The sequence below is a fragment of the Nonomuraea solani genome (assembly GCF_900108335.1).
GTDB lineage: Bacteria > Actinomycetota > Actinomycetes > Streptosporangiales > Streptosporangiaceae > Nonomuraea > Nonomuraea solani.
Genome location: NZ_FNVT01000012.1, coordinates 32,959 through 47,643, shown reverse-complemented (window position 1 = coordinate 47,643; position 14,685 = coordinate 32,959). Strand labels below are relative to the sequence as shown.

The window sequence follows — 14,685 nt, the reverse complement described above, 5'->3', positions numbered from 1 at the left end:
GCGGTCGAAGTCATGCCATGGTGCGGAGAAGAAGGAGCTCGAGGTGACCTACGTCATCGCGCAGCCTTGCGTGGACGTCCTGGACAAGGCGTGCATCGAGGAATGCCCCGTCGATTGCATCTACGAGGGCGAGCGCATGCTTTACATCCACCCCGACGAGTGCGTGGACTGCGGCGCGTGCGAGCCTGTGTGCCCCGTCGAGGCGATTTTCTATGAAGACGACCTTCCCGAGCAGTGGAAGGACTTCTACAAGGCGAACGTGGACTTCTTCGAAGACCTCGGTTCGCCCGGAGGTGCCTCGAAGGTGGGCAAGATCGAGAAGGATCACCCGGTGGTGTCCGCTCTGCCGCCGCAGGCCGAGGACCACTAACCGGTCGTTCTCACACACGCCGTGCGCGGGGGCATCCACGGAGGTGCGCCCGGCCGCGCGGCGTGTTCGCGCGCTTCGGTACGGCAAACGCAACACCCTGGAGAATCGTGAACAAGCTGCCAGACTTCCCCTGGGATCGGCTGGAGCCGTACAAGAAGCGTGCACTGGCACATCCCGGCGGCATCGTCGACCTCTCGATCGGCACGCCCGTCGACCCGGTGCCGCGGCTCGTCCAGGACGCCCTCGCGCAGGCCGCCAACAGTCCCGGCTACCCGCTGACCCACGGCACCAAGGCCCTGCGCGAAGCCGCGGCCGGCTGGCTGCGGCGCAGGCACGGCGTCACCGTCGATCAGCAGGACGTGCTCCCGCTGATCGGCTCCAAGGAGTTCGTCGCCTGGCTGCCCACCTACCTGGGCGCCGGGCGGGTGGTCTTCCCCGAGCTGGCCTATCCCACCTACGACGTGGGCGCCCGGCTCGCGGGGGCGGTGGGCACGGCCTCCGACAGCACGGTCGCGCTCGGCCCCGAGCGCGTGGACCTGCTCTGGGTCAACTCCCCTGGCAACCCCACGGGGCGCGTGCTGCCGGCCGAGCACCTGCGCAAGATCGTGTCCTGGGCTCGCGAGCGCGGCACGATCGTCGCCTCCGACGAGTGCTACATCGAGCTGGGCTGGGAAGAGCGGCCGATCTCGATCCTGCACCCCGACGTCTGCGGCGGCTCCCACGAGGGGCTGCTCGCGGTTCACTCGCTCTCCAAGCGCTCCAACCTGGCCGGATACCGCGCCGGGTTCGTGACGGGCGACCCCGTCCTGGTCAAGCGGCTGCTGGAGACGCGCAAGCACGCCGGCATGATCATGCCCCAGCCCGCGCAGGCGGCGATGACGGCGGCGCTCGGCGACGACGCGCACGCCGACCACCAGCGTGAGCTCTACTCCGCCCGCCGCACGCTCCTTCGCCCCGCGCTGGAGAAGGCGGGATGGAGCATCGACCATTCGACGGCGGGCCTGTACTTCTGGGCGTCCAACGGGCAGAACGCCTGGGACCAGGTGGCCAAGCTCTCCGAAATCGGCATTTTGGTCGCGCCGGGCGAGTTCTACGGATCAGCAGGTGGACAGCACATCCGCATCGCGCTCACAGCCTCTGATGAGCGGATCGATGCGGCAGTGCGCCGCCTCCAGTAGGATCGCGCGTCATAGCCAGCGGAATGGGCTTGAACACGCATAAATTGATAAGGGCTTATGCCGAGGCAGACCGCGAGTGGAGCGAGCTGATCGATGAGCATGACCTCCATGGTCGTTCTCGGGCTGAGCATCGCCACCGTCCTGCTGTTGCTGGGGGCGTTTCTGACCACCCTGCGGCAGGACAGGAAGGGCCGCGCGAGCGCGCCGCCGGCTGAGGCCGCTCCCAGCGAGACCCCGCTGGCGGCCCCGGTGAGTGCCCCAGGGCATGCCGGCACCGACTACACCGACCCGCGCACGATCCGGGTCGGCGACCGGATCGAGGTGCACGGGTCACCCGCGCGCGTGCTCGGCGCCATGTACATCTCCTGGCAGGGGCAGCAGTGGACCGAATATCTGCTGCGTGACGGCTCGCGCCGCCTCCAGTGGCTCTCCGTCGAGGTGCGGGCGGGCGACCCGCCGCACCTGGAGGTGCAGCTCTGGACCGAGGTGCCCACGCAGGGCATGGTGCCGGCCAAGAGCATGCTGATCATGGAAGGCGTGGAGTTCTTCCCGATCGAGCGCGGCACGGCGGCCTTCAGGAGCGAGGGCAACACCGGCAACCCGGACAGGGGCCTGCTCGACTTCGCCGACTACCGCGCCTCGGACGGGCGGCTGCTGTCCTTCGAACGCATCCAGGGCAACTCCTGGACCGCCAGCTACGCCCAGCCCCTGCCGCCCGGCTCCATCTCCATAGTCCGCCGCGCCTCCTGACCCGGCCCGGCCCGGCCCGGTCAGCTCAGCTCAGGTCGACCTCGGTGGTGCCTGATTTGCCGCCGGTCTGCCAGCCTTCGAGCTCGACGTTGTTGACCCAGGTGGCCCCGCCGTAGCCGACGCGGTTGAGCGCGTATTTCTCCGCATGGGCCACCGACCAGGCCGCCACCAGCCACCCGCGCTTCTTCGTGGTGATCGCCGTGCTCCCGAGCGCCTTGGCGAGCTGTTTGCGCGCCTGGTCGGCCTTCGGCTGCGGCACAGGCGTCTTGTCCGGGGGATACCAGCAGTGCACGGCCTGCGGGACACGCCCGGTGAAGCCGGCGGCCAGGATCTTGCCGTCCGTCTCGTGCGGCGCGTACGCGTAACCGCCCGCCGAGCGCTGCACCGCCTGAGCCGCCTCGGCCAGCGGGAGCTTGCGATAGTTCTTGACCTTCACCAGCGCCGCGAAGAACTTGTTCGTGGCGTAGACGGGATCCATGAGCTGCTTCCTGGTGCCCCAGCCCTGCGACGGCCGCTGCTGGAACACCCCCACCGAGTCGCGGTCGCCGTAGTTGATGTTGGCGAGCTTCGACTCCTGGATCGCCGTCGCGTACGCGATCACCACGGCCCGCTCGGGCAGCTTGCGCCGCGCCGCGACGGCCGCGATGGTGGCCGAGATCTGGGCCTGGTGCGGGGAGAGGTCGAGCGTGCCCTCGGGGCCGCGCACGGTGCAGTAGGCCTCGGGCACGGCCAGCGGTGTCGCCCTCTTCAGCAGGTGGTAGAGCCCGAAGGAGACGCCCACGGCGAGCACGACGACGATGATCGCGATGGTGATGACTCCACGGGAGAAGCGCACGCGCACCCTGAAAAACCTACCCGGCCGGATAAGCTCCGTGGCCATGAGTCACGTGAGCACCTCGTCACCGATACCCCCCGTGGTGGACGAGCTGTGGGAGCGCCGCGCGGAGTTGTCGCCGGCCGACGCCGAGGCGCGCCACCTGGTGGTGGGCGCGGTGGACCTGCTCGACAAGGGCGCGGCCAGGGCCGCCCACCTGGTGGGCGGCGAGGTCGTGGTGGACGAGCGCGCCAAACGCGCCATCCTGCTCGCCTTCAAGGTGCTCGGCATGGCCCGCTCCCAGGTGGGCGACTTCCAGCACCACGACAGGATCCCGCTGAAGACGTCCTTCGACGGCGTGCGACTCGTGCCGGGCGCGATCGCCCGCTGGGGCTCCTACCTGGCGCCCGGGGTGGTGCTCATGCCGTCGTTCACGAACATCGGCGCGTACGTCGACTCCGGCACGATGGTCGACACCTGGGCCACGGTCGGATCCTGCGCCCAGATCGGCAGGAACGTGCACCTGTCGGGCGGCGTGGGCATCGGCGGCGTGCTGGAGCCGCCGAACGCGGTGCCGGTCGTCGTCGAGGACGACGCGCTGATCGGCAGCCGCGCCATGATCGTCGAAGGCGCGCGGGTCGGCGAAGGCGCGGTCGTCGGGGCTGGAACGATCCTTTCCGCCTCGATCCCGGTGATCGACGTCCAGACGGGCGAGGAGCTGGCGCGCGGCCGGATCCCCGCGTGGTGCGTGGCCGTGAGCGGCACGCGACAGAAGGAGTTCCCCGGCGGTACGTTCGGCCTGCCGTGCGTGCTGGTGCTCAAGCGCCTGGAGCCGGGGCAGCGGCATGACAAGGCGGCGCTGAACGAGGTGCTGCGCGAACACGGGGTGAACACCTGATGCTTGACCTGACCCAGGACGTACGCGACCTGACCGCCGCGATCGTGGACATCGAGTCCGTGAGCGGAAACGAGCAGGAGCTGGCCGACGAGGTCGAACGCGCGCTGTCCGCGCTGCCGCACCTGAAGATCGACCGGTCCGGGCACACCGTCGTCGCCCGCACCGAGCTGGGGCGCTCGGAGCGGGTGCTGATCGCGGGGCACCTCGACACCGTCCCCGTCGCCGGCAACCTGCCCAGCCGCATCGGCAACGACCTGCTCTACGGCTGCGGCACCTCCGACATGAAGGCCGGGGTGGCGGTCGCGCTCAAGCTGGCGGCCCTCCTGCCGGCCCCGAACCGCGACGTGACCTACGTCTTCTACGACTGCGAGGAGGTCGAGGCCGAGCGCAACGGCCTCACCCGGGTCGCCAGAGACCACGCCGACTGGCTGGCGGCCGACTTCGCGGTGCTGATGGAGCCGACCGACGGCGTGATCGAGGGCGGCTGCCAGGGCACGCTGCGGGCCGAGATCACGGTGACGGGCAAGCGGGCCCACAGCGCCAGGTCGTGGTTCGGGGTCAACGCCATTCACGGGATCGAGCCGGTGCTGGCGCGGCTGAACGCCTATGAGGCGCGGCGGCCGGTGGTGGACGGGCTCGAATACCACGAGGGCCTCAACGCGGTCGGCGTGCGGGGCGGGGTGGCGGGCAACGTCATTCCCGACCTGTGCGTGGTGAGCGTCAACTACCGGTTCGCGCCCGACCTGTCGATCGAGGAGGCGCAGGAGCACGTACGGGAGGTGTTCGACGGCTTCGAGGTGCGGTTCGTGGACGCGGCACCCGGAGCCAGGCCCGGGCTGACGCATCCGGTGGCGGCGGCCTTCACCGCGGCCGTCGGGGGCACGCCGCGCGCCAAGCTGGGCTGGACGGACGTCGCCCGCTTCTCCGCGCTGGGGGTCCCGGCCGTGAACTACGGCCCCGGCGACCCGAATCTGGCCCACCAGCAGGGGGAGTATGTGTCGCTGCCGAAGATCGTCGCGAGCGAGCGGGCGATGCTGGACTGGCTCACAATATGAAAGTGGCCTTCCTCGCCGGCCATTTGGCGGGGAAGACCACTTTCAGTCCCGAGCAGCACCCTCGGCAGTTAGACGCGGGGGAGTCGAAATTCGGTTCCCTGCTTTTTTCAAGATTTTTTAGGACACTGTTTTGCCGGGGTTACCTGCGGTTTCGTCATCGGGGGACAGTCTAGGCTCCCGTACGGGTAGCGGAATCGACCGCGTTCGAGAGGACTAGCGTGATCCACATGGAACACAACCGCCGGGAGCGCCGGCAGGGCCAGGCCGTCGTCCGGGGCAACCTCGTCCCCAGCTCCACCCACGACCAGCGGCTGCTGGCCCGCCAGGGGTCCTCCGACTGGGTGCACATGGACCCGTGGCGGGTGCTGCGCATCCAGGCCGAGTTCGTGGAGGGGTTCGGCCAGCTGGCCGAGCTGCCGCAGGCGGTCACGGTCTTCGGCTCGGCCCGCACCCCGGAAAACTCGGCCGACTACGAGATGGGCCAGGCGCTGGGCCGGCGGCTGGCCGAGTCCGGCTACGCCGTGATCACGGGCGGCGGGCCGGGCGTCATGGAGGCCGCCAACCGGGGCGCCCGCGACGTCGACGGCGCGGTCTCGGTCGGGCTCGGCATCGAGCTGCCCTTCGAGCAGAGCATGAACGACTACGTCGACCTCGGCATCGAGTTCCGCTACTTCTTCGTCCGCAAGACGATGTTCGTGAAGTACTCGTGCGGCTTCATCGCCCTGCCCGGCGGCTTCGGCACGCTCGACGAGCTGTTCGAGGCGCTCACGCTGGTCCAGACGCACAAGGTGACCTCCTTCCCCGTGGTGCTGATGGGCTCGCAGTTCTGGGGCGGGCTGCTCGACTGGATCAAGGACACCCTGCTCGGCACCGGGAAGATCGCGGCCCAGGACCTCGACCTGATCACCGTCACCGACGACCCCGACGAGGCCGTGCGCATCATCGCCGACGCCGACCGGGCCCGCTCCCATCAGCGCGGGCAGGAGCTGGAGGCCGCGGGCGTCCAGATCGCGGAGCCCCAATAGGCTTCCCCGTTGTGAACATCTGCGTCTTCTGCGCCTCCAGCCTGAACATCGACCACAAATACCTCGACCTCGCCACCGACGTGGGCACCGAGCTGGCCCGCCGGGGACACACCCTGGTGAGCGGCGGCGCCACGGTCTCGTGCATGGGAGCCGTCACCGCGGCCACCCGTGCCGCCGGTGGCCACACGGTCGGCGTGATCCCGCAGGTGCTGGTGGACATCGAGGTGGCGGACGAGGAGTCCCACGAGCTGATCGTCACCGAGGGCATGCGGGAGCGGAAGGGCATCATGGACGCCCGCTCCGACGCGTTCCTCGTGCTGCCCGGCGGCATCGGCACGCTGGAGGAGCTGTTCGAGATCTGGACCGCTCGGGTGCTCGGCATCCACGACCGTCCCCTGGTCGTCCTCGACCCCTGGGGCCTGTACGACCCGCTCAAGCAGCTCATCGGCAACATGTACGACGAGGGCTTCACCCGGCCCGACGTCTTCGACGCGATCTCCTTCACCTCCACCGTGGAGGAGGCGTTCGCCCGCCTGGAGGCACGCGCGCAGCCGGTCAGGCCCAGCATCGCCGAACTCGGCGAGGCCACCGGCTGACGGTCTGACCTGCGGGCCCGCCGTGCTTTCCGGGCCCTGGAACGTACCGGCCGCGGCAAGTGCGGGACCTCGTGCCCCGATGGTGTGAGTACGATGCCAATGTGCTGGTCATACTCGCCATCGCCGCCATCGCCATCCTGGCCTGCGTGGTCTTGGTCTCCCTCGGCAGGGGCGGTGAGCTGACCGAGTTCCCGCCGGACGTGCCGCCGCTCGACCTGCCCGAGGCGGGCCGGCTCACGGCGGTCGACTTCATGGCGCTCCAACTGCCGGTCAATCTGGTCGGCTATCACACGCAGAGCGTCGATGAGACGCTGCGCCGTGCCGCCAGCGCGATCAGCGCGCGCGACACGCGGATCGCGGTGCTGGAGCAGCGGGTCTCCGAGCTGCTGTCCAGCCGGTTGCACGCGCGGCAGGAGGTCTATGCCGCGCCGGGGGCCGGGCTGCGTACCGACCACGAGCCCGAGGCGCCGGCCACCGACCGCGAGCTGCCCGAGTCGGGCGACCCGGTGTCGGCCAGCGGCGCCACGGTGGCCTGGGACACGGGCACGGAGCTCCGCCACCCGCCGGACGACCCGGAGTGGCGGGTCCCCGAGCCGCAGCGGTCCGGCAAGCCGGCGGAGGAATCCGACGCCGCCGAGCCCGAAGCGGCCGCCGGGGAAACACGAGACGAAGAAGCGCACGACGAGAAGCCGCGCGACGACGAGTCGCGGGACGAGAAGCCGCGCGACGACGGGACGGGCGACGACGGGACGGGCGACGGGGAGACGCGGGACGGGGAGACGCTCGCCGACGAGACGCGGGACGTCACGGCGTCCGACGCCGTTCCTGATGACGAGGTGCCCGGCGGTGAGGTCGTTGGCGAGACCCGGAACGGGGAAGTCGCTGCGGACGGGCGTGACGAGGACGAGCCCGTGCGGGCCGTGTCGGGCAAGGATGGGGAAGAGCGCGCGTGACCGAGCCGATCCGCTGCACCTGGACGGGTATGGCCGACCCCATCTACATCACCTACCACGACGAGGAATGGGGCCGCCCGCTCAGAGGCGACGACGAGGTCTTCGAGCGGGTGGCGCTGGAGGCGTTCCAGTCGGGCCTGTCCTGGCTGACGATCCTGCGCAAGCGAGAGAACTTCCGCGCCGCCTTCGACCGCTTCTCGATCCCGAAGGTCGCCGCCTACACCGAGCAGGACGTGGAGCGCCTGCTCGGCGACACGGGCATCGTCCGCAACCGGGCCAAGATCCTGGCCGCGATCCAGAACGCCAGGGCCGCGCTCGACCTGCCCGAGGGGCTGTCGGAGCTGGTGTGGCGGCACGCCGACCCCGACTCGCCGATGCCGCGCACGATGGCCGACGTGCCCGCCATCACCCCCGGCTCGAAGGCGCTGGCCAAGGAGTTGAAGCGGCACGGTTTCGCGTTCGTCGGCCCGACCACGGCCTACGCGTTGATGCAGGCCATCGGGCTGGTCAACGATCATATCGAGGGCTGCGTGGCACGTACGCGCTGAGCTCGGCACTGTGGCTGCGCCCGAGTGACCCGCCGAGCTTGACGGTGATGACGGGCCGCTGCCCGGGCTGCACCGTGACCGTGTCGTCGGCCCGCACCACGCCGTGCGCCGGGCGGTTGAGCGTGAGCCGTACGACGTCCACGGTCCTGCTCGGGTCGGCCACGGACACGACGACGCGCCCGCTGGCCCGGCGCAGCAGCACCATGCACGGCGCGTCCGCCCGGACGACCCCGGCGTCGCCCGCCGTCCAGAACGTGGCCCCGAACACCGAGCGCACCTGGACGGCGTGCAACCGCGCCGTGTTGAACAGCACCTTCGCGGGGCCCGTCGCGCGGAACTTCCTGGTGCGGTCGCGGGTCGCGTTCGGCAGCAGCACGTAGGAGTAGGCGGCCTCCACGGGATTGACGCCGTGGTCGAACCAGAACGTGACGTAACGCCGCGAGACGGGGTCGAAGGCGCCCCGGGTGTCGTCGCCCTCGTTGATGTCGCGCCACCGGCCCGTACGCGTCTCCACGAGGCGCAGCGCCCCCTCGAACACGTAGCCGCCCACGCTGGGCAGATGCGCCCAGCCGTCCCCCAGGTACGGCTCCTCGTCCGTGGCGCGGTTCTCCACCACGGTCTCGATCGTGCGGCCGTCGAGGCTCGTGATGCCGCTGCCGACCGCCACCACGACCGTGTCCATGCAGAACCACGACTTGCGCGCCGTCAGGCTCACCCCGTCGCCGGCCAGCTCCATCGCGGTGGCGCCGTAGCGGCCTTCGAGCGAGACCCCGCCCGCCCACGCGTTGCCGGGCCGGTGGGCGCTGAAGGACAGGTTCGCGCGCTCCCGCGTGTCCACCGTCACCCCCGGCAGCCGGTACGGGTCCACGGTCGGCCAGAAGTCGCGCCCGAACTGCTCCAGGTCGCCGGTGTACAGGTAGGTCATGCCGTCACCGGTGTACCAGCCGTGCAGGTTCTCCCCGTTGATCGCCTCGTACGCGGCGATCCGCCGCGACGACAGGCTGATCGCCAGCGACCAGCCGGGACGCCGGTGCACCACCCGGTCCATCGCGGGGAACACGAAGTGCCCGACCGCCCCGGGCGCCGCCTCGACCGTCTTGTCGTCCAGCACCGCGACGGCCCGCCGCGTCTCGGGAACGTCCGCATGCTCCAGGTAGGGCCGCGCCCGGCCGCGCTCGATCCATCCCTTGGCCAGCTCGCGGAACCGGCCGCGATACGGTTCGGGCGCGGTGCGGGCGAGCAGCAGCACGGCCCCGATCGCGCCGTGCCCCGCCACGCTGTCGGAGAACGTCTGCCGGGTGGCCGCCCGCCCTCTGACGGTGTCCATCAGCAGCCCGTCGTGCATGAACGGCGCGAACGACCGCTCGACGGCGTCCAGCACGACCCGCCGCCCGGGATCGTCCACCTCCCACAGCGACCCGTGCAGCAGCGCCAGGACCCCGGCGACGGCGGTGAGCAGGGACAGGCCGTAGGAGCCCGTGTAGGCCACGTCGCCGTGCTGGATGAAGGAGCCGTCGCGATAGAAGCCGTCGCCGGAGTCGGTGTAGCCGAACACGCTGTTGCGCCCGCCGTCGCGCACGTCGGACAGCCCGTCGCGGGCCAGGGCCAGCTTGCCGGCGCTGCGCCCGGCCACGCCGCGGAGGGCCACGATGGACGCCTTGTCGGCCCGGTTGGCGCCGCTCTCGCTCGCCTCCGGCCACCCCGCCCGGCGGTCGGCGTCCGGGCAGAACCGGTCGATCGCCGCCACATACGACCCCAGCCGCCCGGCGTCGAGCCGGTCACCGAGCAGCACGCACACGCGGGCCAGCTCGGCAGGGGTGCCGATCTCCCAGAACCACCAGTTGCCGGTCTCGGGCAGCCGCTCGTTGTAGTGGCTCTCGTAGAGCAGGTCGAGGGCCTGAACCACCTTCTCGGCCACGGCGTCGTCACCGTGCTGGGCCGTGCCCGGCGTGGCCCAGGCGGTGGTGATCAGGCGCAGGCGGCCGTAACTGCCGGTGACGTTGCCAGGGCGGCCCTCCAGGGACAGGTCGGGCCAGATCAGGCCGGGGACCATCTGGGCCAGCCAGGTCGCGGCCGTCTCGCTCAGCGTGGCCAGCGGCCTGCCGTACACGGGGTCGGATGCGTCGAAGTCGCCGCCGGTGAGCAGATCCACGGCCGTGGCGCGCAGGGCGTCGAAGTCGTGAGGGGCGGGCGAACGCGAAGCGTCGGAGAGGCGCATGGCGCTAGCTTTACTCATGGGAGCGTGTTGGATCAGTCACTCTGCGTTGAATGTTGGACGTTCTTTCGCGAGGAAGGCTCGCGTCGCGTTCTGGTGGTCACGGGTAGCGACGCATACGTCCTGGATGTCGGCCTCCATGGCCAGCGCGTCCGTCAGCGAGTGCGTCGCGGCGTAGGTCAGCGCCCGCTTGGTGGCGGCGTAGGCCAGGGTCGGTCCCTGCGCGAGACGCATGGCCAGCTCCCGCGCGGTCTTCAGCACGTCGTCGGCGGGCACGACCCGGGTGACCAGGCCCAGCTCCAGCGCGCGGGCGGCGTCGAGCGGCTCGCCGAGCAGCATCAGCTCGGCGGCCCTGCCCTGGCCCACCAGGCGCTGCAACGTCCAGGACGCGCCCGAGTCGGGCGCCAGGCCGATGCCGGAGAACGCCAGCGCGAACTTCGCCTTCTCCGAGGCCACCCGCAGGTCACAGGCGAACGCCAGGGAGGCGCCCGCGCCCGCCGCCACGCCGTTGACCGCGGCGACCACCGGCTTGGCCATGGTGGTGATCAGCTCCACGATCGGGTTGTAGTGCTCGCGGACGGTGCCGGCCAGGCCGCGCCCCGCCTCCAGGTTGCCGGCGTGCTCACGCAGGTCCTGGCCCGCGCAGAAGGCCCGGCCCGAGCCGGTGAGCAGGACGGCCCTGACCGCGGCGTCGCCGGAGGCCCGCCGCAGCGCGCCGATCAGGGCCTCCTTGAGCTCGGCGGTCAGCGAGTTCATCGCGTCGGGACGGTCGAGTGTGATGGTGGCGACGGCGTCGGCCATGTCATAGCGGATCAAAGCAACTCCCTGTCGACGAACGCGGCGGCCGCGGGCAGCAACCGGGTGGCCTCCTGCTCGAAGTACGCCCTGGCCTTCTCGCCTGGCCAGCCCGCGGGCAGCAGCTCGGGCGGCAGGCCAGGATCGCGGAACAGGAAGTTGCGCCAGCCGTGCACGAGCCTGCTCCGCGTGGCGAACACCTGATCGGCCGGCGCCCCTTCGGGCAGCGTGCTGATCAGCGTGACAGCCTCGGTGTGCCAGTGTTCGTACGCCTCGCCGATGGCGGCCAGATCCCAGGCCCTGGCCACCAGCTCACGCGGGTCGCCTTCGAGCGCCGCGTCGAACCTGTCGGCCAGCACCCCCTCGCCCTCCAGCAGGTTGTCCAGCTCGATCGAGGAGCGGGGCCCGATCCAGGTGGTCTCGGACAGCGACGCGTACCCCAGGAACGTCAGGTCGGCCCGCAGCCGCTCCCTGCGCGGACGCTCCTTGACCGGCTCGAAAACGATCAGATGCCAGCGGCCATGCCAGGTCGGCGTTCCGGCTCGGTAAATTCTCAGTGCGGCCTCATCCAGGCGCCTGACGCACTTCGGCGTCAGCCCGTAACCGGCTCCCTGGGGCAGCCTGAGCGGCCGCAGCCATCCTTGCCGCACCATGCGCGAAACCGCCGTACGCACGGCAGGAGCGGCTATTTCCAGGGGTTTCATGAGCCTGACGAGGGCCGCGACGGACGCCTGTCCACCGCGCGAGCGCAGGTGGTCTCCATAGAGATCGAACAGAGCGGCGCGAGCGTGCACGAAGTCCAGTTTGGACGTCATCGCACGCCTCGACAACGCATTCTGGGAGGAGATCGTTACCCATGAGCGCTCTCGATGCGGGAGAATAGGACATCACAGAAGACGTGAATGCGCCGACCACCCCTCACGGGCGGTCGGAAATCGCGGGCCGCGGGAGCCCAAGGCAGGAAGGGATGCACGCATGGCGGCGATGAAGCCGCGGACCGGCGATGGTCCGCTCGAGGTCACCAAGGAAGGGCGCGGCATTGTCATGCGGGTCCCCCTGGAGGGTGGCGGCCGGCTCGTCGTGGAGATCTCCGCCGACGAGGCAAAGGCGCTCGGCGAGGCGTTGAAGAACGTCGTCGGCTGAGCGCTCCCGAGAGACAACTTGATTTACGACCCTGGCGTGGTCCGGCGCCAGGGTCGCTGACGTTCGAGGAGAGATTCCGTGCCGATTGAGACCACTGCGTCGGTGGTCACCGAGGTTTCCGACGATGCCGAGTTGCTGGCCGTACCCTATGCCTCCGATCTCAGCCCCGCGCACGCTGTGGAGCTGCACCTGCCGGTGCGCGACCTGCTGGCGCACTACGAGGCCAAGGGGGAGGCGGGGGAGATCGTCGAGGTCCCCGTGGCACGGGGCGGCGGAGTGGGGCGGGTGCTCCTCTACGGGGTGGGCGACGGCTCGCCCCGGGCCCTGCGCAAGGCCGCCGCGACTCTCACCAGGAGGGTCAAGGGCAAGGACACGCTGACCGTGGTGGTGCCCGAAGGCGACGCGGCGGCGTTCGCCGAGGCGGCGCTGCTGGCGGCGTACTCGTTCAAGATCGGTAATGGCGGCAAGAAGCCCGTGCGGGCGCTCGCGTTCGCCGGGGCCGGCGAGGCGGAGGTCTCGCGGGCGCGGACGGTGGCTCAGGCGGTGGCGCTCGCCCGCGACCTGTCCAACACGCCCGCCTCCGTCAAGAACCCCGCCTGGCTCGCCGAGCGGGCCGCCGAGGCCGGGGTGGCCGTCCGGGTGTGGGACGAGGAGCAGCTCCAGGCCGACGGGTTCGGCGGCATCCTCGCCGTCGGGCAGGGCTCGGTCAGCCCGCCGCGTCTCATCCAGCTCTCCTACACCCCGGAGGAGCCCGCCGAGCGGCACGTGGTGCTGGTGGGCAAGGGCATCACGTTCGACTCGGGCGGGCTGTCGCTCAAGTCGACCGACAACATGAAGACCCAGAAGACCGACATGGCCGGCGGCGCGGTGGTCATCGCCGTGCTCGGCGCGCTGGCCGCGCTGCGCGTGCCCGTACGCGTCACCGGGCTGGTCGCCTCCGCCGAGAACATGCCGTCGGGCACCGCCCAGCGGCCCAGCGACGTCATCAAGCACTACGGCGGCCGCACGGTCGAGGTGCTCAACACCGACGCCGAGGGCCGGCTCGTGCTGGCCGACGCGCTCGCCTACGCCGACGCCGTCCTCGACCCCGACGTGGTCGTGGACATCGCCACCCTGACCGGGGCGATCACCGTGGCGCTCGGCCGCAACGTCGGCGCCGTCTACGCCTCGGATGACCTGCTGGCCAAGCAGCTCGTGGAGGCCGGGCAGGCCAGCGACGACCGGCTCTGGCGGATGCCGCTGATCGAGGACTACACGCCCGCGCTGGAGTCGTCGATCGCCGACCTGGCCAACGTGGAGTCCGGGTCGAGGTTCGGGGCGGGGTCGATCACGGCGGCGCTGTTCCTGCGGGAGTTCGCGGGGGAGCGGCCGTGGGCGCACCTCGACATCGCCGGGGTCGGGCGCAGCACCGTCGACGACGGCACCCTCTCCAAGGGCGCCACGGGCTTCGGCGTACGCGCCCTCCTGGAGTGGCTCACCCGCGGCTACTAGCCCGCACGCCCCGAACCACCGCAGGCGAACCACCCTCTCCCCGCTCGTCAAGGGACCCCGCCGAAGTGCGGCGGGGAAGAGGAGGGCGGCCGGCTCGGGTGGCGGTCAGTCGGCGATTTTGACGGCGGCCAGCAGGCCGTCGCCCAGGGGCATGAGCACCGAGCGCAGGCGCTCGTCCGACTGCACCAGCTTGCCCACCTCGCGCAGCGCCACCGTGTCGGTGTCGCGTTGCGCGGGGTCGGCGACGCGGTTGTGCCACAACATGTTGTCGAAGGCCACGATCCCGCCCACCCGCAGCAACCGGACGGCCTCGTCGAGGTAGTCGGCGTATTCCCGCTTGGCACCGTCGGCGAACACCATGTCGTAGCCGCCGTCCGACAACCGCGGCAGCACGTCGAGGGCGCGCCCTGAGATGAGCCGCACCCGGCCGCCGGAGAAGCCCGCCTCCGCGAACGCCTGTCTGGCCAGCCGCTGGTGCTCGGGCTCGACGTCGACGCTCGTCAGAGTGCCGTCCGTACGCATGCCGCGCAGCAACCACAACCCCGAGACCCCGCACCCCGTGCCGATCTCGACGACCGACTTGGCGTTGACGGCGGTGGCGAGGAAGCACAGCGCCGCCCCACCGCCGGGAAGGATGGGCGTGGCCCCCATTTCGAGCCCGCGATGCCGCGCCACGCGCAGCACCTCGTCCTCCTGATGGAACTGCTCCGCATAGGCCAGAGTGGCCTCCACCGGACTGGTCATCGGCCTCCTCCCCCCGCTTTCGTGCGCTCGTTTCGCGATGCTGGCACGGTCGCACAGGGTATACGCGCGATCGGCACCGATCGCAGCCTAGGGGAGACGCGCCGGGACGG

General features: G+C 70.8%; 16 protein-coding genes. 11 read left to right on the top strand and 5 right to left on the bottom strand.

The annotated features are described in order from the left end of the window. Window positions 1-43: 43 nt before the first annotated feature. From fdxA to C4V41_RS35320, 3 genes are all read left to right on the top strand, one after another. A complete protein-coding gene (gene fdxA, locus C4V41_RS35330) occupies window positions 44-370 on the top strand; it encodes a ferredoxin (protein WP_103960331.1) in 327 nt (108 codons plus the stop codon). A 107-nt stretch (window positions 371-477) separates the two neighbouring features. Next, window positions 478-1,548, top strand: a complete 1,071-nt coding sequence (dapC, locus tag C4V41_RS35325; RefSeq protein ID WP_103960330.1) for a succinyldiaminopimelate transaminase — start codon at window positions 478-480, stop codon at window positions 1,546-1,548. Between the two features lie 93 nt (window positions 1,549-1,641). Beyond that, window positions 1,642-2,298, top strand: a complete 657-nt coding sequence (locus C4V41_RS35320; RefSeq protein ID WP_235030571.1) for a DUF4178 domain-containing protein — start codon at window positions 1,642-1,644, stop codon at window positions 2,296-2,298. A 25-nt stretch (window positions 2,299-2,323) separates the two neighbouring features. On the opposite strand, the gene C4V41_RS35315 is transcribed toward C4V41_RS35320, so the two are convergent. Next, window positions 2,324-3,139 carry a hypothetical protein gene (locus tag C4V41_RS35315; RefSeq protein ID WP_235030570.1) on the bottom strand — a complete coding sequence of 272 codons (816 nt, stop codon included), beginning with the start codon at window positions 3,137-3,139 and terminating at the stop codon, window positions 2,324-2,326. 37 nt (window positions 3,140-3,176) lie between these two features. On the opposite strand from C4V41_RS35315, the gene C4V41_RS35310 reads away from it, so the two are divergent. The 6 genes from C4V41_RS35310 to C4V41_RS35285 all read left to right on the top strand — a co-directional run bounded on the left by C4V41_RS35310 (window position 3,177) and on the right by C4V41_RS35285 (window position 8,187). After that, the gene (locus tag C4V41_RS35310; protein WP_103960589.1) at window positions 3,177-4,010 is read left to right on the top strand and encodes a 2,3,4,5-tetrahydropyridine-2,6-dicarboxylate N-succinyltransferase; all 834 of its coding nucleotides are present in this window, start codon (window positions 3,177-3,179) and stop codon (window positions 4,008-4,010) included. After that, window positions 4,010-5,065: a succinyl-diaminopimelate desuccinylase gene (gene dapE, locus C4V41_RS35305; RefSeq protein WP_103960327.1), complete on the top strand. Its 1,056-nt coding sequence runs from the start codon at window positions 4,010-4,012 to the stop codon at window positions 5,063-5,065. The genes C4V41_RS35310 and dapE overlap by 1 nt, the downstream gene beginning before the upstream one ends. A 227-nt stretch (window positions 5,066-5,292) precedes the next feature. Beyond that, window positions 5,293-6,090 (top strand): LOG family protein, encoded by a 798-nt coding sequence (locus C4V41_RS35300; RefSeq protein ID WP_103960588.1) that lies wholly within the window; start codon window positions 5,293-5,295, stop codon window positions 6,088-6,090. A gap of 11 nt (window positions 6,091-6,101) precedes the next feature. Next, window positions 6,102-6,686 (top strand): LOG family protein, encoded by a 585-nt coding sequence (locus tag C4V41_RS35295; protein ID WP_103960326.1) that lies wholly within the window; start codon window positions 6,102-6,104, stop codon window positions 6,684-6,686. Between the two features lie 101 nt (window positions 6,687-6,787). Then, window positions 6,788-7,639, top strand: a complete 852-nt coding sequence (locus C4V41_RS35290; protein WP_103960325.1) for a hypothetical protein — start codon at window positions 6,788-6,790, stop codon at window positions 7,637-7,639. Between the two features lie 29 nt (window positions 7,640-7,668). Then, window positions 7,669-8,187 (top strand): DNA-3-methyladenine glycosylase I, encoded by a 519-nt coding sequence (locus tag C4V41_RS35285; RefSeq protein ID WP_235030602.1) that lies wholly within the window; start codon window positions 7,669-7,671, stop codon window positions 8,185-8,187. On the opposite strand, the gene C4V41_RS35280 is transcribed toward C4V41_RS35285, so the two are convergent. From C4V41_RS35280 to C4V41_RS35270, 3 genes are read right to left on the bottom strand one after another with little or no spacing between them, the layout of a single operon-like run. Beyond that, window positions 8,147-10,423 (bottom strand): polysaccharide lyase 8 family protein, encoded by a 2,277-nt coding sequence (locus tag C4V41_RS35280; protein ID WP_103960323.1) that lies wholly within the window; start codon window positions 10,421-10,423, stop codon window positions 8,147-8,149. The genes C4V41_RS35285 and C4V41_RS35280 overlap by 41 nt on opposite strands. An 18-nt stretch (window positions 10,424-10,441) precedes the next feature. After that, entirely contained in the window at window positions 10,442-11,203 is a 762-nt protein-coding gene (locus C4V41_RS35275; RefSeq protein ID WP_103960586.1) for an enoyl-CoA hydratase-related protein, read from the bottom strand. A gap of 11 nt (window positions 11,204-11,214) precedes the next feature. Beyond that, window positions 11,215-12,012 (bottom strand): PaaX family transcriptional regulator, encoded by a 798-nt coding sequence (locus C4V41_RS35270; RefSeq protein WP_235030569.1) that lies wholly within the window; start codon window positions 12,010-12,012, stop codon window positions 11,215-11,217. A gap of 160 nt (window positions 12,013-12,172) precedes the next feature. Between C4V41_RS35270 and C4V41_RS35265 the strand changes: the two genes are divergently transcribed. Both C4V41_RS35265 and C4V41_RS35260 read left to right on the top strand, forming a co-directional pair. Continuing rightward, a complete protein-coding gene (locus tag C4V41_RS35265; protein ID WP_020545024.1) occupies window positions 12,173-12,340 on the top strand; it encodes a DUF3117 domain-containing protein in 168 nt (55 codons plus the stop codon). Window positions 12,341-12,418: 78 nt separating this feature from the next. After that, window positions 12,419-13,831: a leucyl aminopeptidase gene (locus C4V41_RS35260; protein ID WP_103960322.1), complete on the top strand. Its 1,413-nt coding sequence runs from the start codon at window positions 12,419-12,421 to the stop codon at window positions 13,829-13,831. Window positions 13,832-13,936: 105 nt separating this feature from the next. Here the strand turns inward: C4V41_RS35260 and C4V41_RS35255 are convergent, their stop codons facing one another. Next, on the bottom strand, window positions 13,937-14,575 hold the full coding sequence (locus C4V41_RS35255; RefSeq protein WP_103960321.1) for an O-methyltransferase: 639 nt from the start codon (window positions 14,573-14,575) through the stop codon (window positions 13,937-13,939). Window positions 14,576-14,685 lie beyond the last annotated feature (110 nt).

Bases quoted from the DNA above. Each gene is read 5' to 3' on its own strand.
- C4V41_RS35265 (WP_020545024.1), top strand. From the start codon at position 12,173: ATGGCGGCGATGAAGCCGCGGACCGGCGATGGTCCGCTCGAGGTCACC.
- C4V41_RS35270 (WP_235030569.1), bottom strand. From the start codon at position 12,012: ATGACGTCCAAACTGGACTTCGTGCACGCTCGCGCCGCTCTGTTCGAT.
- C4V41_RS35320 (WP_235030571.1), top strand. From the start codon at position 1,642: ATGAGCATGACCTCCATGGTCGTTCTCGGGCTGAGCATCGCCACCGTC.
- C4V41_RS35300 (WP_103960588.1), top strand. From the start codon at position 5,293: ATGGAACACAACCGCCGGGAGCGCCGGCAGGGCCAGGCCGTCGTCCGG.
- C4V41_RS35280 (WP_103960323.1), bottom strand. From the start codon at position 10,423: ATGAGTAAAGCTAGCGCCATGCGCCTCTCCGACGCTTCGCGTTCGCCC.
- C4V41_RS35285 (WP_235030602.1), top strand. From the start codon at position 7,669: ATGGCCGACCCCATCTACATCACCTACCACGACGAGGAATGGGGCCGC.
- C4V41_RS35255 (WP_103960321.1), bottom strand. From the start codon at position 14,575: ATGACCAGTCCGGTGGAGGCCACTCTGGCCTATGCGGAGCAGTTCCAT.
- C4V41_RS35275 (WP_103960586.1), bottom strand. From the start codon at position 11,203: ATGGCCGACGCCGTCGCCACCATCACACTCGACCGTCCCGACGCGATG.
- C4V41_RS35310 (WP_103960589.1), top strand. From the start codon at position 3,177: ATGAGTCACGTGAGCACCTCGTCACCGATACCCCCCGTGGTGGACGAG.
- dapE (WP_103960327.1), top strand. From the start codon at position 4,010: ATGCTTGACCTGACCCAGGACGTACGCGACCTGACCGCCGCGATCGTG.